The following is a 17,183-nucleotide window of genomic DNA, read 5'->3' as shown; positions in this document are numbered from 1 at the left end:
TTATTTATCCGTTAACAGTTTCTTTAATTCGTCCCAACGGGGATCGTTTTCTTTAATTTCTTCTTTCTTCTCTTTAGGTTGAAGTTCCTGCAATTTCTTAAGTGCTTCAGATTGTAAGCTACCATCTAAAACACCTGGGTGAACCCTTTTTTGCGGAACAGCCAACACCAGCATTTCATATACATATTGGGCAATATTCACTTGGTGTTCACCATGAGGGATAATCAAAATTTCGTCATCCTCATCATTATATTCTTCACCAAATTTTACCACCAATTTCAATTCTGAAGAAATTGGTTGCTCGTAGGGCTCATTGGTCAAATCGCAATTTACATTTACCGTACCGTCTGCATTTAAAAAGAACTCGAGCATATTGCTCAATTTCCTTAGCTCTACGTTAAGATGAATATTGGCACCATTGAACTCCTCATACCCAAAAGATTCAAAGAACTGGTTGTTGATGGTATACTCAAAATCGTGTTTTCCTTGCTTCAACCCTGAGAAAGGAATACTAAACTCCTTTTGCTTCATCATTTCAACACTATAATTAATATACCCGCCCATTCAAAGGCGGGTGCAAAGATACTCTTTTTTAATAAACCAACAACCCTTTTTAATTGTATTTCAAGGGACTGTATAACTTTTCAAGAAAATATCAACAACATCACCTTCTTACGCGCTGTTTTTGCAGCGGATTTTCCGTAAGTTCTTGATATTCCTTTCTATTTCTAAAAATTTGCAAGGCCATAAAAACAGCTTCTTTAAAAGAACTGTGATCCGCCTTTCCTTTTCCTGCAATTTCGTAAGCCGTACCATGATCTGGTGAGGTTCTAACCTTGGATAATCCAGCGGTAAAATTCACCCCTTTTCCAAAGGATAACGTCTTGAAGGGAATAAGTCCCTGATCGTGATATGCAGCAAGAACGGCATCAAAGTTTTTGTAGGAATCAGATCCAAAAAAACTATCTGCAGAATAAGGGCCAAAAACCAAATGCCCGGCATCTGACATCTCCTTGATTACTGGTTTCAGAATCTCTTCATCCTCTTTGCCAATTACCCCATTATCCCCACTATGTGGATTAATACCCAACAAGGCAATTTTAGGAGCCCGTATTTTAAAATCCATCCGAAGGGACTTCTCAATAGTGCGAACCTTATTCCTTATTAGTATGGCATTTATAGCGGCCGGCGCGTCCTTTACAGCCACGTGATCCGTTAACAAGCCTACTTTGAGCTCATCTGTAACCATGAACATCAAACTTTCACCTTCCAACTGTTGGGCGAGAAAATCAGTATGTCCAGGAAATTTAAAATCGTCCGCCTGAATATTGGTCTTATTGATAGGCGCCGTCACTAAAGCATCTATTTCATCATTTTTAAGAGCATTAACAGCGGCTCTTAAGGACTTAATAGCGTATTTGCCACCCTCATTGTTTGATTCTCCGAACGTTACGGTGGGGACCTCTTTCCAAACGTTTACCACATTAATTTTTCCATCAATAGCTTTAGAGGCTTCCTGAATTCCGTGGTAGTTCACTTCAATACCCAGCTCCTTTTTTTGGAAAGAAACAGTCTTGTTGGAAGCAAAAATAACCGGCGTGCAAAAATCCAACATTCTGTTATCTTCAAATGTTTTAAGAACCACTTCACAGCCAATTCCGTTTAAATCCCCAATAGAGATTCCCAATTTAATTTTTTCCTCTTCCTCCATGTTATTCTTTACCTTTGCAGCATCAATTGTAAGCACAAAACTACTTAATTTCTACGGATTATGTTCACCGGTATTATTGAAACCTTAGGGAAGGTAAAGCAACTTGAAAATGAGGGCGGAAACCTTCACATCACCGTACAGACCAACCTTGCCAGTGAATTGAAAATAGACCAGAGTGTTGCGCATAATGGGGTGTGCCTTACCGTAGTTTCCTTAGAAGAAGATTCATATACCGTTACCGCCATTGAAGAAACCCTCCAAAAAACCAATTTGGATGAATTAAAGGAGGGAGATATGGTAAATTTAGAACGTGCAATGATTATGGGGTCTAGATTAGATGGTCATATTGTTCAGGGTCATGTAGACCAAACGGCAACTTGCACACAAATAAACGAAAAGGACGGCAGTTGGTTTTTTACCTTTGAATACGATGCCGCCATTGGAAATACAACCATAGAGAAAGGTTCCATTACTATAGACGGTACGAGCTTAACGGTAGTTGATTCCGGTTCAAATACCTTTAGTGTGGCGATTATTCCCTACACCTATGATCATACCCGTTTTAATACGTATCAAGTAGGCACAACGGTCAACCTTGAGTTCGATGTTATAGGCAAGTATGTTGCCAAGCTCTTGTCACTAAGGGTTTAATATTACACCTTTATAAATATCTTTTTCTGATACAAAACATAGGCTAAAAGGCAATAAAAAGCTACTACCGTAAGCCCATACAACAAAGAGGACATCTGTAATGACATAAAATCGTGCACATAAATGGTTTCAAACAACCAACCATGTAACGATGTTTCACCCATCTTGATCATTCCCAAAAGTTTACTGATAAAACTGGAAAGAAAATAAAGTACAATAGCATTAGCGCCGGCATATCTAAAAATAGTACCAAATTGAATTTTTTTTACATCGGTCAAATAATAGATCAAGGCAAGAATAAGATTGGCCCAACCTGCGGTAACCATTACAAAACTGCTTGTCCATAAGGCTTTGTTGATAGGAAAGACAAAATCCCACAAATACCCAATAATGAGGAAGGCGCCACCAAGTCCAAAGAGAATAATCGCTTTCTTTTCTTGTTTGGACGTTAAAATAAGTCCGGTAAAAATTCCCAATAAGGAACTTACAATAGAAGGTAAGGTGCTCAAAAGCCCCTCAGGGTCATAATCTTCTTTGTAGTTATGGGTACCAAACACCTGTACATCTATGTAGTTGGCCAAATTATTGGGCGCCCTTTCAAAAGTAGATTCCACCCCGTTTACCGGAACATAACCCATAAGCAACCAATAGCCTACCAAAAGAACAATGGCAACACCAATCAATGATTTCCAGTTAAGATTTAAAAACAGAATGGAAGCAAAAAAGAAAACCACTCCAATCCTTTGAAGTACACCAGGAAATCTAATATCGGCAAAATCCTTTATGAAAGGAAAATTAAGGGTGAATGCCCCTAAAAACAAGCCGAGCCCTATTAGTTTCAAAGCCCTGACGGTAATTTTTTTATACGTCGCAGCCGTGGCTTTTTTGTTCTTATAGGCGAACACGATAGAAGTGCCTACGATAAATAAGAAAAAAGGGAAAACGAGGTCTGTGGGAGTGTAACCATGCCATTGCGCATGTTTTAGTGGCCCATATACGGCCCTCCAAGTTCCCGGGGTATTTACCAATATCATTAAAACAATGGTCATCCCCCTAAAAATGTCAACGGAGAGAATTCGGTCCTTCATGAAAATTAATCTGGCGGTTGGTTAAAATCTGTTTAAAGATAAGCTAATGCTCCAAAAAATCAAGTAACAACATTTGAAGCCATTAAATTTCACACAATACCCTTCTAAATAAATCGTTTATAAATAAGACTTTTTTGGTCTGTACCCAAATCAGGAGATTATAGATACTCCCTAAAAAAACTATCATGACAAAAAACCTACGAAATCTACTGTTAGCAGTAGGCATTATCTTTTTGGTTGGTTGCTCCAAGGATGAGGAAACACTAACTGTTGTAAGCGGCGAAGCTCAAATTGCCAATGATACCGGACTATCATTCATTAATTCTTCCGGTTTTTCTGCGGATTATGTTTCCTATAAGCTGCGTCTAGGGACCGGAATTGAAAAAGAGTACGGCCAAAGTTTACTGGGCTATAATTATAATGAAATGCAAGAAGGCAGTAAAACTCTGTACCAAATTGAAGTATATAAGGATGGGGAACAAATACCGTTTAAGGCCTTTATAAATGACGAAGGAGGTGAATCTACCGAAGTATCATCCACCTCCATCATTGAAATTGCCAACGAAGAAATCCTTAAGATTCTGTTGGACGAGCAATAACTTTTAAAGGATATTATCTTTCATCCTGCCCCAGGCTTTTATAAGCAAGAAGGCAGACACCAATGCAACACCCGTGAGAATCAATGCGGGCATGGTTCTTCCATAAATCCAATAGCCAGTTGAGAACATAATGGTATATATTAGGATACAACCTAAAAGCATGGCCGTTATGCCTTGTGGCACACTCCACTTTTCATTGTCCTTCTTAATTTCCTCTCCCTCCGCTGCAGCTTCGTTAACCACTTTACTCCAACCAGGGCCTCCCGGCTGAATTCTCCTATAAAATGAACGTAAGGTTTCTTTAGATTCTGGCTGGGTCATAAAAGTAGCGGTCAACCAAATAGCAGACGTAGTAATAACCACAAAAGGATATTCAAACCAACTTGGGAATACACCGTCTTCAGCATTGAATAGCATTGCTCCTAGAGCGGTTGTTTTTAACAAAATTGAAATGATACCAGAAGCGAACATCGCAGCAATCTCGCTCCACGCATTAATTCTCCACCAGAACCATCTCAGAATAAAGATTAGACCTGTTCCCGCTCCAAAAGTTAGTAGTATATCAAAAATTTGCAATGCGTTTTCCAATGCCAATGCCAAGACAGCACTAAATACCATTAGTACTACAGTAGATATCCTTCCAATAGCAACCATCTGCTTTTCTGTTGCATCCGGATTTATTTGTTGTTTATAAAAGTCAAAAACAATGTAGGAGGAACCCCAGTTCAATTGGGTAGAAATGGTACTCATATATGCTGCTATCAAGGATGCTAGAACCACCCCCAACAATCCGCTAGGCAATTTCGTCAACATGGCAGAATAGGCCAAATCATGACCCAACTTGCTCTCTGCAATATTTGGAAACGCCTCCTGAATACTGGCCACATCAGGAAAAACAACTAAAGAGGACAAGGCTACTAAAATCCACGGCCAAGGCCTTAAGGCGTAATGCATGATATTAAAAAAGAAAGTGGCGCCAATAGCATGGTTTTCATCTTTAGCCGCTAACATTCGCTGGGCGATATAGCCTCCACCCCCAGGCTCTGCACCAGGGTACCAAGAACTCCACCACTGTACAGCTAGAGGTATTATAAATAACATAATCAATGCATTCTGATCACTAAAATCAGGCAGAATGTCCAATTTAGATTTTACAACCTCATTGGCCATCAAAGCATCTATCCCTCCCACTTCAGGGATGTTTACCAAGTAGTAAGCTGCGCCGATCGCACCTGCCATGGCTACAAAAAACAGTAAGAAATCCGTATAAACCACTCCTTTAAATCCGCCAAGAGCGGAAAATGTAACGGTAATCAATCCCGCACCTACCACGGTTTCCCATGGTTCCAGCCCTAACATGATTCCGCCAATTTTAATAGCGGCCAAGGTAACGGATGCCATGGTAATGATATTGAACAATGCGCCTAAGTAAATGGCCCTAAATTTTCTAAGAAAACTAGCTGCCTTACCTCCATAGCGCATCTCATAAAATTCCAAATCCGTATTCACATTAGACCTACGCCATAATTTTGCGTAAACGAACACGGTCAAAAGTCCGGTAATTAAAAACGCCCACCAAACCCAGTTTCCAGAGACCCCATTGGTCCTAACAATATCCGTTACTAAATTGGGGGTATCGGTCGAGAAAGTGGTTGCGACCATAGATAGCCCTAAAAGCCACCATGGCATGGTTCTTCCGGAAAGAAAAAACTCCGAAGAATTCTTGCCGGATTTTTTTGAAACATAGATTCCAATCCCCAATACAATGGAGAAAAAGACGATAATAAAACTGTAGTCGAGGGTAGATAACTGCATAGAACGGTAGTTGGTATTTTGGTTAGCCGATAAAGATATTGTTTTTTTGAGATACTTTTGCCATTTGCCAACGAAACACGAGACATGCTCTTAGCACCTTCTTTTGATATTTCCCTTACCGCTTGGGCCCTAGCATTTACTGCTGCCATCGTAATAGGACTCTCTAAAGCCGGAATAAAAGGTATTGCAATCATCAACGTAACACTAATGGCACTCGCTTTTGACGCCAAAGCTTCTACGGGCATTGTAGTTCCGTTATTGGTAGTGGGTGATATTTTTGCGGTTATTTACTATAACAGACATGCCAATTGGTTACACATTGCCAAGTTTTTACCATGGATACTGTTCGGTATTTTAATTGGGGTTTTTATTGGAAATGATCTAAACGAAACACTTTTTAAAATAGCCATGGCCATTATTATTTTAATGAGCGTCATTATGATGTATTGGTGGGATAGACGTAAATCTAAAAGAGTGCCCACCCATTGGGCTTTTGCTGGCTTTGTAGGGACCATAGCGGGTATTACAACCATGATCGGCAATCTAGGAGGAGCTTTCAGCAATATTTACTTCTTGGCCATGCGAGTTCAAAAAAATGAGTTTATAGGTACCGCTGCATGGCTTTTTCTGATTATCAATGTTATTAAACTGCCCTTTCACATCTTTGTATGGGAAACGGTTACCATGGAGACACTGATGTTTGACCTTAAGCTAGTTCCCGGTATCTTTTTAGGAGTATTCTTGGGCATTCGTTTGGTAAAAATCATTAAAGAGGACTTCTACCGAAAAATGATTTTGGTATTGACCGCATTGGGCGCATTTATGATTCTAATCAAATAATCGTATCAATCTATAGTTTTTATAAGTAGCTTTATAGCAGGTCTTTAAACTACTATTTGTGAAAACTTACATTGGGTCTTCAGTTGCTTTAGTATTGATGTTAACGATTTTCTCTTGCAAAAACCGAGACCGACCACAAATTCAAGATTCCACAAAAGCACTTTTACCTGAACTTGAAAAATCGCTGGAGGAATTAGTTCAAGTCTAGTATCCCAAAACTATTGACAGCGTACATGGCGGATTTTGGTCCGATTTCAATTTCAAATGGAAAAAAGAAAGCAAACAGCATAAAATGTTGGTAAGCCAAGCCCGGCATGTTTGGACGACAGCTACCCTAAGTATGTACTATAAAGATCCCGCCTATGATCAAATGGCCCAGCATGGTTTTGAGTTTCTTAGGGATGTTATGTGGGATAAGGCCTATGGTGGGTTTCACACGCTTTTTGAAATTGATAACGACAGCTTAAAGTTGGTTTCCAAAGGAAAAAGCGCCTATGGCAATTCATTTGCGATATATGGCCTGGCTACTTTTTACAAGGCCTCCAAGAATACTGCTGCCCTAGAATTGGCAAAGAAAACCTTTCACTGGCTAGAAAATCACTCCCATGATTCCATATATGGAGGGTATTTTGATGTGATGGCCCAAAATGGTGACTGGCTTCTGGAACAGGAAGAAGACCTTGGTTATGACAATTTTATTCGTAAAAACTGGAAAGACCAGAATTCTTCTATCCATCTTTTGGAAAGTTTTACGGCCCTTTATGAGGTTTGGCCCAACAAACTACTTAAGAAACGATTGCAAGAATTATTGGTACTCGTACGCGATACAATAACATCGGACAAAGGCTATCTTTACTTGCATCAAGAAAGGGACTGGACGCCAGTAAGCTTTAAGGACTCTTCGGAAACATATCGGAAAGACAATTTTTACTTGGACCATATTTCTTTTGGTCATGATGTTGAAACGGCTTTTCTATTGTTGGAAGCTTCGCATCAATTGAAAATTATTAATGATTCTATTACACGGCGAAAGGCCAAAAAAATGGTAGATCATGCTTTGGATTGGGGTTGGGACCATGAAAAAGGGGGTTTTTATGATGGGGGGTATTACCATATGGATGGTACCAGAAAAATAGAAAATGAGGCCAAGGTATGGTGGGCAGAAGCAGAAGCCCTCAATTCCTTATTGCTCATGGCAGCTTTATTTCCTGAAGAAAAAAGATATGCTTCTCTTTTTAAAAAACAATGGGAATACATTTCCAATAATCTTATTGATACGGAATATGGAGGTTGGTATGTGGAGGGTTTGGATACGGACCCTGATGCCAAAACAAAGGCAAAAGCACATATTTGGAAAGTAAACTACCACAATATCAGGTCATTAATCAATGTCATCCATATGATAAAGGGAGATTTTCAACTTATCTCCCATTGATTTTTAGGAGATTTTTAATAATCGATTATCTTATTTTTCACTTTTTAAGATTGATTCCCAACCTCCTGTGTTGTATATTGTCATCTAGTCTTTCTTGCGTAATACTTCGTATATATAATAGACCGAAGTTCCAATCCGCTTGAACAGTACTGTTTCTGTTAAAAGAAACCCCCGACCCAGCCAGTTTCATACTAAAGTTTTGATTGAGACGTTGGCTACTTATGGAAGGTTCTCATCAGTACCTTGCTAAGTACCCTCGCCAGACCATCAACAACAGACCAAATACAATTTAAAAATTGACAATGAGACATTGCCTATCATATATTTTTGTATTGCTACTGTTCGCTTCCTGTGCCAGTGTAGGATTGGGAGGTAAATCAAAAAAAGCTGCTTCAAAGGATGTTGCCGTTAATAAGGCAAAGGCCTATGACAGGATTATTACCAGTGAAGCTGTTACTAAAAAGGGTCTTTTTGATGTTCACCAAGTTGGTGATAAATTCTATTTTGAACTTCCGGATAGCCTGCTCAACAGAGAATTCCTAGTCGTTACCAGATTTATCAAAACACCATCAGGGGCCAGTAATTACGGAGGCGAAAAGATTTCTGAAAACACCATCATTTTTGAAAAAGGACCTTCTAACAACCTATTTCTTAGGATTTCTACCCTCGTTAGTTCCGCAAGTGAGGATGATGCCATTTCAAAAGCGGTCAACAACTCCAACATCACACCCATTTTGGAAACCTTTGAAATTAAGGCCGAAAATGAAGACCACCATTCCTACCTTTTTGATGTGACCAGTTTTGTAAATAGCGAAAATCCTTTGCTGGCTTTGAGTTCAGATGCCAAGGACGATTATAAATTACTCTCCTTGGAAAAGGACAAATCCTATATTCAAGAAATCAATTCCTTTCCCGTAAATACTGAAATAAAATCGGTAAAAACCTACAGAGCCAAATCTGTTTCCGATAAACGTAAGGAATTACCTGCCGCCATTCTTGCAGGTGTTGTTACTTTGGAAATCAACAATTCCTTTATCCTTTTACCAAAGAAGCCCATGCAAAAAAGGCTCTATGATGCACGGGTAGGTTATTTTGCCAGTTCCTATTTGGAATACGGTGATGACCAACAAAAGGTTGACCGCAATACCTATATTCACAGGTGGCGTTTGGAGCCTAAGCCAGAAGATTCCCTTAAATGGGAACGCGGCGAACTAGTAGAACCTAAAAAGCCTATTGTTTATTACATAGATCCAGCTACTCCCAAAAAATGGCGGCCGTACTTAATCCAAGGAATTAATGATTGGCAAGTGGCCTTTGAACAGGCCGGTTTTAAAAATGCCATTATAGGCAAGGAGTGGCCTGAAAACGACCCCAACATGAGTTTGGAAGACTCTAGATTTTCCGTACTTAGGTATTTTGCCTCCCCTTTTAAAAATGCCTACGGACCCAATGTGGTAGACCCTAGAAGCGGTGAAATTTTAGAAAGCCATATTGGATGGTACCACAACCTTATGAGCTTATTGCATAGTTGGTACATGGTACAGGCCGGTGCTGTTGATGAAAGGGCCCGTAAAATGCAATATGACACCAAATTGATGGGGGAACTCATTCGGTTTGTTGCAAGTCACGAGGTGGGCCATACCTTGGGTTTACGTCACAATATGGGCGCCAGCCATGCAACTCCGGTAGAAAAATTAAGGGATGCTAAATGGTTGGAAAAAAATGGACATACCAGTTCCATTATGGACTACGCCCGTTTTAACTATGTGGCCCAACCACAAGATAGTATTCCGCACAAAGATTTGATGCCCAGAATTGGGGATTACGACAAATGGGCCATACAATGGGGCTATTCTAGATTTCCAGAGGATATGTCCATCAAAGATGAAAAAGAACTCTTGAGCCAAATGGTGACGGATAGTGTTAGCGCCAATCCAAGACTTTGGTTTGGTGGGGAGGGCCGCGATTTCGACCCTCGTTCTCAAACGGAGGATTTAGGTGATGACGCCATGCAGGCCAGCATGTATGGTATTTTGAACTTACAACGGATTGCCCCTTATTTGAAAAAATGGACGCAGACCAGTACCAGTGATGATTTTGCCAACCTAGACCAAGTCTATAAGGATATGGTAGGCCAATACAGTGATTACGTTTTTCACGTGGCCAAAAATATTGGCGGTATCTATGTAACTCCAAAAACAATGGGCGAAGAAGGGGAAGTGTACAGACCCGTAGAAAAGGAAAAACAAAAGCAAGCTTTGTTGTTCTTGAACAACTATATTTTTAAGGAGCCCAAATGGTTATTGCGAAATGATATTCTAAACGCCATACAATCACCACAATCCAAAGAATCGGTTACCAAGACCATGGAGAGCGTAATGATGAACTTATTGGGTGGTAGCCGATTGAGCCGAATGACCTTTATTTCGGAACGATACGCCAACGAAGACCCTTATCTCCCTGAAGAGTATATGGACGATCTTAGTCAGTTGGTATGGGGTGATATGAACGTTTTTTATCAAACCGATGCCTATCGTAGAAAGTTACAAAAGGCATATGTGAACAACTTGATTACGTTATATAAACCAGACGAGGCCGAAGGATTGGTCGAGGGAATTCTAGCAAAACTATCCGAAGGATATACGTCCAATACAGATGTACGCTCCTTGGCTTTGGATAATTTACTCACCTTACAGGGCAAGATTAAACGAACCATTCCTGTAATGACAGATCGGTTAACCATTGCCCACCTTAATTACTTAAAGCGGGAAATTGAATCGGTTATTGGTCAAACACGTGAAGTAGATCCGTTATTCATTCCGTTTAGAAGGGATATTTCCATAAAGGAGCAACAGGGTGAGGAGTAAGCTATAGTTTTATTTCTCCCAAACCTGAAGCTGCCGTTGGATATAAAATACCGTCTTTAAGCTGAAATAATCCTTGAAATGGGTCGTCTATAACATCTAGATGACCATCTAGATCTGCGTATCTGATATTGGGTCTCGAAAGAGCAAAGTGCAGTCCTGCGGAGATACCCAAGGAACATTCATCATTACAACCGATCATACTTTCAATTCCGGCAGATTTTGCAACAGAATTTATGTGCATACCTTCTATAATCCCACCCACCTTCATGAGTTTAATGTTCACCATATCCACACGTTCGTTCTGGGCCAAACGAAAGGCGTCCGTTAAGGTTTTGAGGCTTTCATCTGCCATGACAGGTATTTCTACTTGGTTCATCACCTCTCCAAGTCGCTCCTCTTTTTCTTCCTTGGTAGGCTGTTCAAAGATTTCAATACCAATATGGCCTGTAGCCTTAACGAATGCGACCGAATCCATTACGGAATAACCCTGATTACCATCAAAACGCAGGGTGATATTAGGATGTAGTTCATGTAAACGCATCATCTTCTCAATATCCTCTTGCAAACTATGTCCTCCTTTTATCTTGAGGATGGAAAAACCCATTTTTACAAATTCATCGGCCTGTTTCAAAGTTTCCTGAAGAGGTAGTATGCCTATGGTAATACTTGTGGCAATACTCTTTTGAAATCCTCCAAGAAACTTATACAATGGAACATCCGCCTTGCGGGAAATCAAATCATGCAAGGCCATATCCACCATGGTCAAGGAGGAGGATTTTTTACCCAAAAGCACTTTTAATTCCGCCAAGATAAAGGCATAATTAAACGGGTCTTTGTCCTTGAGATATGGGATGATGGTTTGATTAATTGCTTGTTCCACATCGTGTGAAGATTCCCCCGTAACGATAACATCCGGTGCGGAACAGCCATAACCCACTATTTTACCATCTGTTTCAAGTTTTAGGATAAAATTGACAGTACTGTCAATGGTTTCATATGCTATGGTGTAAGGTTGGGACAATTTTAAGTCCCAACGCTCATAACTTATATGAACTATTTTCATTTCAGTTTTTCCCTTAGCACCTCAACAAGACCTTCGGCACCATATTCTAATACATCAAATGCCGGTAATTTGGTTTCCAAGGTAATCTGTTTGCACACCTCCAAAATTTCATCTTCTTCCATATCCTCATGGTTCACGGTAATAGCGATTACCTGCTTTCCGGAAATCACCTCAATGGCGTTTATTTGTTCCCCCAAGGAATGTAGTTTATACCCTGGAAAACCATCATAATCCAATCTTTTGGGAGCGTGTTGCAGCACCACAAAATCCGGTCTTCCTGCTGCCAAAATTTCAAAACCACCGGGATATGCCGGATTCATCAAACTTCCCTGACCTTCAATTACGATGACATCCGGTTGTTCGTTTTTATAGGCGCTCACTACGGCATGTTCAATTTCACCGGAGACAAAATCGTTAATGCAACTATCCATTACCATACTGTATTTGGCACCTTGCATCCATGCGGTCTGTCCTGTTCCGATCATTTCTGCCTTAAGACCAGCTTTTCTAAACCCGTGTACCAATAGCCAAGCCGTTGTACGCTTTCCTAATGCGGAGTCTGTTCCCAGCACAGCCAACTTTAAACAATCTACCTGTTCAATCTCACCGGTAAAAAAGTGAAGTTGATCTCTATCAGGCGTTTTTCGCACATCTCTTATACGACACTTATTTTCTGCCGCAATTTGGGTGAGTACAACGTCATTGGTCAAAAAATCATGCAATCCGCTATCAACATTCCATCCCATTTGCAAGGCCTTTTTAATAGTATCCTTTGCCTCAACCGGTAATCTGCCTCCGTCCGGAGCCAAGCCTATTACCAGGGATTTGGGTAGTTTGTCCCAAGCGGTCAATTTTTCAACTGCATCCTCAAAGTTTTTAAACACAGGTATTCCATTTGGTTTTCCGTCAAGGACTTCACCGGCATCCCTACCTTCATATTTTTTATCCAATACCCCCACAATGTCATAGCGCTCGGTAAAGCGAACTAAGCCATGGGCAGTTTTTCCATTGGGAGTATTAAATGCACCCTCGCAATACACTAGGGCCTTTCCATCTATCGAATTTTTCATTGATTCCTTTTTAATTTTTAGCGGTCAACACCGCCACGAACCTGTCCGGTTCAAAGTTTAGTTTTTCATCCAGTTCCAAAAGGGCTATCAAGCCGGCTGTAGATGCCGGAAGTATACGAAAACCCTCCTTTTTGGCCAATAAGGCCGTCATGTCCCGTAATTTTTTATCACTTATATTAAACGCTTCACCGGCTGATTCCCTCAACGCGTATAGGGCCTCCTCCCCATCAAAGCTATGCCAGTTGATCAATGGTTCGTTGTATTTGGTCTCTTTAATACTTTTGGGATCTAAATCCTTGCAATGATCAAGTCCCTTTATGAAGGACTGGATTATTGGATTTTTTTTGGCCGAAGAAGCAGCGATCATTTTTGGAATGCGAGACGTTTTTCCTCTTTTATACAAATTGACAAAGCCTCTGTAAATACCAGCGAAAAGCGTACCGTTGGATACCGGAACGGCGCAATACTTTGGAGCGTCTCCCAAATCTTCAAAAATCTCCGTTGCAATTTGGGAATAGGCCGAAATCTGCAAAGGGGTATTGGACCCTCCGGGATTGGCATCATACCAACCGTGTTCCACAGCCAACAAACTACTAGCTTTTACCACATCCTCATAATTGCCAGGAAGTCTTATAATGGTGGCACCCAAATGCGCCATTTCCTCAACACGATCTGTATGGTAGCTTTCGGGAATATATATGTGGCAATCAACACCCGCTAAATTAGCGGCGAGGGCCACGGCCACGCCAAAATTACCACAAGTTGCCAAGGAAACGGTACCAAACTCCCTACGAAGGGCATCATAAACCTGAGCAAATGCGATACGGTCCTTTTGGGTTCCCGTAGGGTTATCGCCCTCATATTTAATGTAAAGCTGGCGGATATCAAATTTGCGCTCAAAACCCTTTGCCCTATGCAAGCCGGTATCACCTACTTCCAAGTTGATAATATCTTCGTAGGATTCCAGTCGGTCTACTAATGATTTGCTTCCATCCTTTACAAAAACACTTAGTTTTTGCGCTTCGGAAGACACCTTGTTCTGTGCTGTTTTGACCCCGTCCCTTAGGTCCATTTCATAGCGATTGTTTTGTAGAATAAACGCACCAAATGTAATTTGTTTTTACATAGGTACATCCAAATTAACAGTAAATTTAACGAGCTGAAATTTAGCTTTTTGGACCATATTTTTCCATTGAGTCCAACTCGGGATTTCCTCCTCTATTTCCGCATCCGGAGGCTATATAAACTTCATCTTTAAATAAGATAAGACCGGTGCCATGTCTTCCTTGATTCAAAGGGGGTAGCGTATGCCACTCATTGGAATTGAGATTAAGGGCCTCCACATGTTCATGTGCCTTCTCTTGGGTTGGAGACTCTCCACCCACTACCCACACCTCATCATTTACCAATAGGGCCGCATTACCGGCACGCGGGGTTGGCAAGGAGTTACTGAGTGTTTCCCACGTATTGCTCTCAATGTCATAGACGTCTACTTCTTGCAATGTACCTCCAAAGGGGTTTTCTGGTTCAATACCTGTATTTCTTCCTGCGGGAGCATAAATTTTTCCATGGGCCAAAACCGCTTGAAAATGGTCCCTTGGTCGTGGCGCATCTGCCAAAACCTCCCATTCCCCGGTTTCTGGATGGTATACATCCAACCAATTTTTATGGTCCCCAATATGCCCATTCTTAATTCCGCATGCTATATAAATTTTATCTTTGTGAAGCACATTTCCGGTAGAACCTCTTCGTCTTTCTTCCGGAATTTCATGCCCTTGGCTCCATTTATCCGTAGCAGGGTCATAGATATATACAAACTCTGTGGGTGTTTCGTCTGGCCATCCTCCCGTTAGGGCAGAAATTATATATATTTTATCCTTATAAACTACTGGTTGAAAATGGTGCAGTTCAATGGGAGGTTGTTCGCCTTCCGTCCAAATTTTAGTTTTTGTATCATAAATACTAACGGGCCTTATATCTCTCCCTCCTAAAAGGTAGAATTTGTCCCCTACTTGAACAAAGGCGGCCTCATGACGGGCAACGGGAAGACTTCCGTTTTCCGTTTTCACCTCTTTCCAAGCATAATCCACAGGGGTGTCATTTGATTTGGCTTCTACGTTTTGGTCTTTCTTAACTTCTTTGCAACTGGCCACTACAATCAGTAACAGAAGCATTATTCTATGGTGGAACATAATTGTCTTATTTTAAAATTGGTCAATTAAAAATACACATAAATTCATGTGGCGAACAAGAATAGTGCAGAAATAAGCAAGTCCCTTGCCTACCCATTTTTGAACGGTAATCACCCATGGGTATTTAGGGCTAATTGTTATCTTTAGCCCATACCAAATAAAAAATGGGATTGCCAAAACAATTTATTAGCTGCGATTGGGGAACCAGTAATTTTAGACTTCGGTTGGTGGCTACGGATACGCTTAAGATACTTTCCCAGCATACCAGCAATCAAGGAATAAAAAAGCATTTTAAGGCCTTTACCCATCAACATTCCCAATCACGTACGGACTTTTATTGTTCTTATTTGATCAATGAGATAAGCTCCCTAAAAGGGAAAAATACTGAAACCATTCCCGTGGTAGCTTCCGGTATGCTATCCTCTTCCATTGGAATGAAAGAGCTACCCTATGCTCATATGCCCATGAACTTTAACGGGAGCACCTTGTCCAGTGAATATCTTGAATGCACTGGGGGGCAGCCTTTGATTTTGATATCCGGGATAAAGACAGATAACGATGTAATCAGAGGAGAGGAAACACAAGCCCTTGGTCTTGCAGACCTTCTTCCAAAGACAGAAAAAGGACTTTTAATATTGCCGGGAACGCATTCTAAACACATTACCTTTTTCAATAGTGAATTCCGCCATTTTAAAACCTATATGACAGGTGAGCTCTTTGAAATCATAAGTCAAAACAGTATCCTATCCACTTCCCTGCAGCAAAGTGAATGGACTCCACAATTTGAGAACATCTTTTTAGACGGTGTAAAAAGAGCATTGAGCGCAGATGCCATGTCCTATTTTTTTTCCATTAGGGCCAACACCCTTCTTAATGAAGCCAACCCAATTGAAAATTCATTTTTTCTTTCCGGCCTTTTGATAGGAAGCGAACTTAAATCAATAGCGGATAAGTATGAGCCCGTGTATTTAGGAGCTTCAGGAATAAGCGCAGAACTTTACAAACGAGCCCTAACTTATATCTTACCAAAGGATTACCTGACCTGTATTAGTGGGGAAGATATGGAGAAAGCCCTCTTGGTAGGTCAATTAAAACTTTTACAAAATCATGGATAACTCCGTTTTCTCTTGGGAGCGTTTTTACCAAACCCCTATTGTGGCCATTCTTCGCGGTTTAAACACCAAAGAAGTACTACGGTTAGCGAGCAGCTATCTAAAATGTGGGTTTACCACTATAGAGGTAACCATGAATTCTCCCCAAGTGTCGGAGACCATACAAGCCCTCGTTAGGGAATTTCCTGAATTAAACGTTGGTGTTGGTACGGTATGCTCTATGGACGATTTAAACATAGCCATTTCTTCCGGGGCGCAATTTATTGTAACCCCTATTATCAATGAAGAGGTCATTACCTATTGCAAAAAGAACAATATCCCAATTTTTCCGGGGGCCTATACCCCTACTGAAATTTATAAGGCCTGGGTTTTAGGGGCTTCGGCAGTTAAGGTTTTTCCTGCAACTTTGGGCCCAAAATATATAAAAGATGTTCTTGCACCACTTGACCAAGTAAAATTACTCCCAACGGGAGGCGTGAACAAGGAAAATATAAAGGACTTCTTTATGGCTGGCGCCATTGGCGCCGGAATGGGCGGACATCTATTTCCTAAAGAATTAATAGAACAAGATGACTTGAAAGCTTTGGAAAACCATTTATTGGATTTTAAAGCGGTTATTGACGATTTAAAAGAAAACTAAAGGGTATTATTTTGGTCGTTTACTTGGCTTAGATGGTCGTTTAGATAAAATAAAATGGCGTTCTATCTATGGGTCATTATATTTGAGGCTTCAACTTTTC

Annotated in this window: 15 protein-coding genes; 7 read left to right on the top strand and 8 right to left on the bottom strand. The window is 40.6% G+C overall.

Features of this window, described 5'->3' with window-relative positions:
- Window positions 1-534, bottom strand: coding sequence for a YceD family protein (locus IL355_RS02555; RefSeq protein ID WP_192460631.1), 534 nt, complete (start codon window positions 532-534; stop codon window positions 1-3).
- A 130-nt stretch (window positions 535-664) separates the two neighbouring features.
- Window positions 665-1,711: a 4-hydroxythreonine-4-phosphate dehydrogenase PdxA gene (pdxA, locus tag IL355_RS02550; protein WP_192461327.1), complete on the bottom strand. Its 1,047-nt coding sequence runs from the start codon at window positions 1,709-1,711 to the stop codon at window positions 665-667.
- Window positions 1,712-1,771: 60 nt separating this feature from the next.
- Between pdxA and IL355_RS02545 the strand changes: the two genes are divergently transcribed.
- Window positions 1,772-2,362 (top strand): riboflavin synthase, encoded by a 591-nt coding sequence (locus tag IL355_RS02545; RefSeq protein WP_192460630.1) that lies wholly within the window; start codon window positions 1,772-1,774, stop codon window positions 2,360-2,362.
- 2 nt (window positions 2,363-2,364) lie between these two features.
- On the opposite strand, the gene IL355_RS02540 is transcribed toward IL355_RS02545, so the two are convergent.
- Window positions 2,365-3,450, bottom strand: a complete 1,086-nt coding sequence (locus tag IL355_RS02540; protein ID WP_192460629.1) for an acyltransferase family protein — start codon at window positions 3,448-3,450, stop codon at window positions 2,365-2,367.
- 185 nt (window positions 3,451-3,635) lie between these two features.
- On the opposite strand from IL355_RS02540, the gene IL355_RS02535 reads away from it, so the two are divergent.
- Window positions 3,636-4,049 (top strand): hypothetical protein, encoded by a 414-nt coding sequence (locus IL355_RS02535; protein WP_192460628.1) that lies wholly within the window; start codon window positions 3,636-3,638, stop codon window positions 4,047-4,049.
- Window positions 4,050-4,052: 3 nt separating this feature from the next.
- Here the strand turns inward: IL355_RS02535 and IL355_RS02530 are convergent, their stop codons facing one another.
- The gene (locus IL355_RS02530) at window positions 4,053-5,864 is read right to left on the bottom strand and encodes a sodium:solute symporter family protein (protein ID WP_192460627.1); all 1,812 of its coding nucleotides are present in this window, start codon (window positions 5,862-5,864) and stop codon (window positions 4,053-4,055) included.
- Window positions 5,865-5,948: 84 nt separating this feature from the next.
- Between IL355_RS02530 and IL355_RS02525 the strand changes: the two genes are divergently transcribed.
- From IL355_RS02525 to IL355_RS02515, 3 genes are all read left to right on the top strand, one after another.
- The gene (locus IL355_RS02525) at window positions 5,949-6,704 is read left to right on the top strand and encodes a sulfite exporter TauE/SafE family protein (RefSeq protein ID WP_187458037.1); all 756 of its coding nucleotides are present in this window, start codon (window positions 5,949-5,951) and stop codon (window positions 6,702-6,704) included.
- A 220-nt stretch (window positions 6,705-6,924) separates the two neighbouring features.
- Window positions 6,925-8,139, top strand: a complete 1,215-nt coding sequence (locus tag IL355_RS02520) for an AGE family epimerase/isomerase (RefSeq protein ID WP_192461326.1) — start codon at window positions 6,925-6,927, stop codon at window positions 8,137-8,139.
- Window positions 8,140-8,441: 302 nt separating this feature from the next.
- The gene (locus tag IL355_RS02515) at window positions 8,442-11,006 is read left to right on the top strand and encodes a zinc-dependent metalloprotease (protein ID WP_192460626.1); all 2,565 of its coding nucleotides are present in this window, start codon (window positions 8,442-8,444) and stop codon (window positions 11,004-11,006) included.
- A gap of 1 nt (window position 11,007) precedes the next feature.
- Here IL355_RS02515 and IL355_RS02510 read toward each other — a convergent pair whose 3' ends face one another.
- From IL355_RS02510 to IL355_RS02495, 4 genes are all read right to left on the bottom strand, one after another.
- Entirely contained in the window at window positions 11,008-12,069 is a 1,062-nt protein-coding gene (locus tag IL355_RS02510; protein WP_192460625.1) for a mandelate racemase/muconate lactonizing enzyme family protein, read from the bottom strand.
- Complete coding sequence (locus IL355_RS02505; protein WP_192460624.1) at window positions 12,066-13,139, bottom strand: DUF1611 domain-containing protein; 1,074 nt, start codon at window positions 13,137-13,139, stop codon at window positions 12,066-12,068. The genes IL355_RS02510 and IL355_RS02505 overlap by 4 nt, the downstream gene beginning before the upstream one ends.
- Before the next feature lie 10 nt (window positions 13,140-13,149).
- Window positions 13,150-14,211, bottom strand: coding sequence for a pyridoxal-phosphate dependent enzyme (locus IL355_RS02500; RefSeq protein ID WP_192460623.1), 1,062 nt, complete (start codon window positions 14,209-14,211; stop codon window positions 13,150-13,152).
- Window positions 14,212-14,305: 94 nt separating this feature from the next.
- Entirely contained in the window at window positions 14,306-15,331 is a 1,026-nt protein-coding gene (locus tag IL355_RS02495) for a Kelch repeat-containing protein (RefSeq protein ID WP_192460622.1), read from the bottom strand.
- Window positions 15,332-15,495: 164 nt separating this feature from the next.
- On the opposite strand from IL355_RS02495, the gene IL355_RS02490 reads away from it, so the two are divergent.
- Window positions 15,496-16,446, top strand: coding sequence for a 2-dehydro-3-deoxygalactonokinase (locus tag IL355_RS02490; protein ID WP_192460621.1), 951 nt, complete (start codon window positions 15,496-15,498; stop codon window positions 16,444-16,446).
- Complete coding sequence (locus IL355_RS02485) at window positions 16,439-17,083, top strand: bifunctional 4-hydroxy-2-oxoglutarate aldolase/2-dehydro-3-deoxy-phosphogluconate aldolase (RefSeq protein WP_192460620.1); 645 nt, start codon at window positions 16,439-16,441, stop codon at window positions 17,081-17,083. The genes IL355_RS02490 and IL355_RS02485 overlap by 8 nt, the downstream gene beginning before the upstream one ends.
- Window positions 17,084-17,183: the final 100 nt, after the last annotated feature.

Origin of the sequence: Euzebyella saccharophila (genome assembly GCF_014855495.1) — a bacterium.
In the GTDB taxonomy this organism is placed as follows: Bacteria; Bacteroidota; Bacteroidia; order Flavobacteriales; family Flavobacteriaceae; genus Euzebyella; species Euzebyella saccharophila.
The sequence above is the reverse complement of the archived record's forward strand: the minus strand, read 5'-3'. Positions and strand labels throughout refer to the sequence as shown.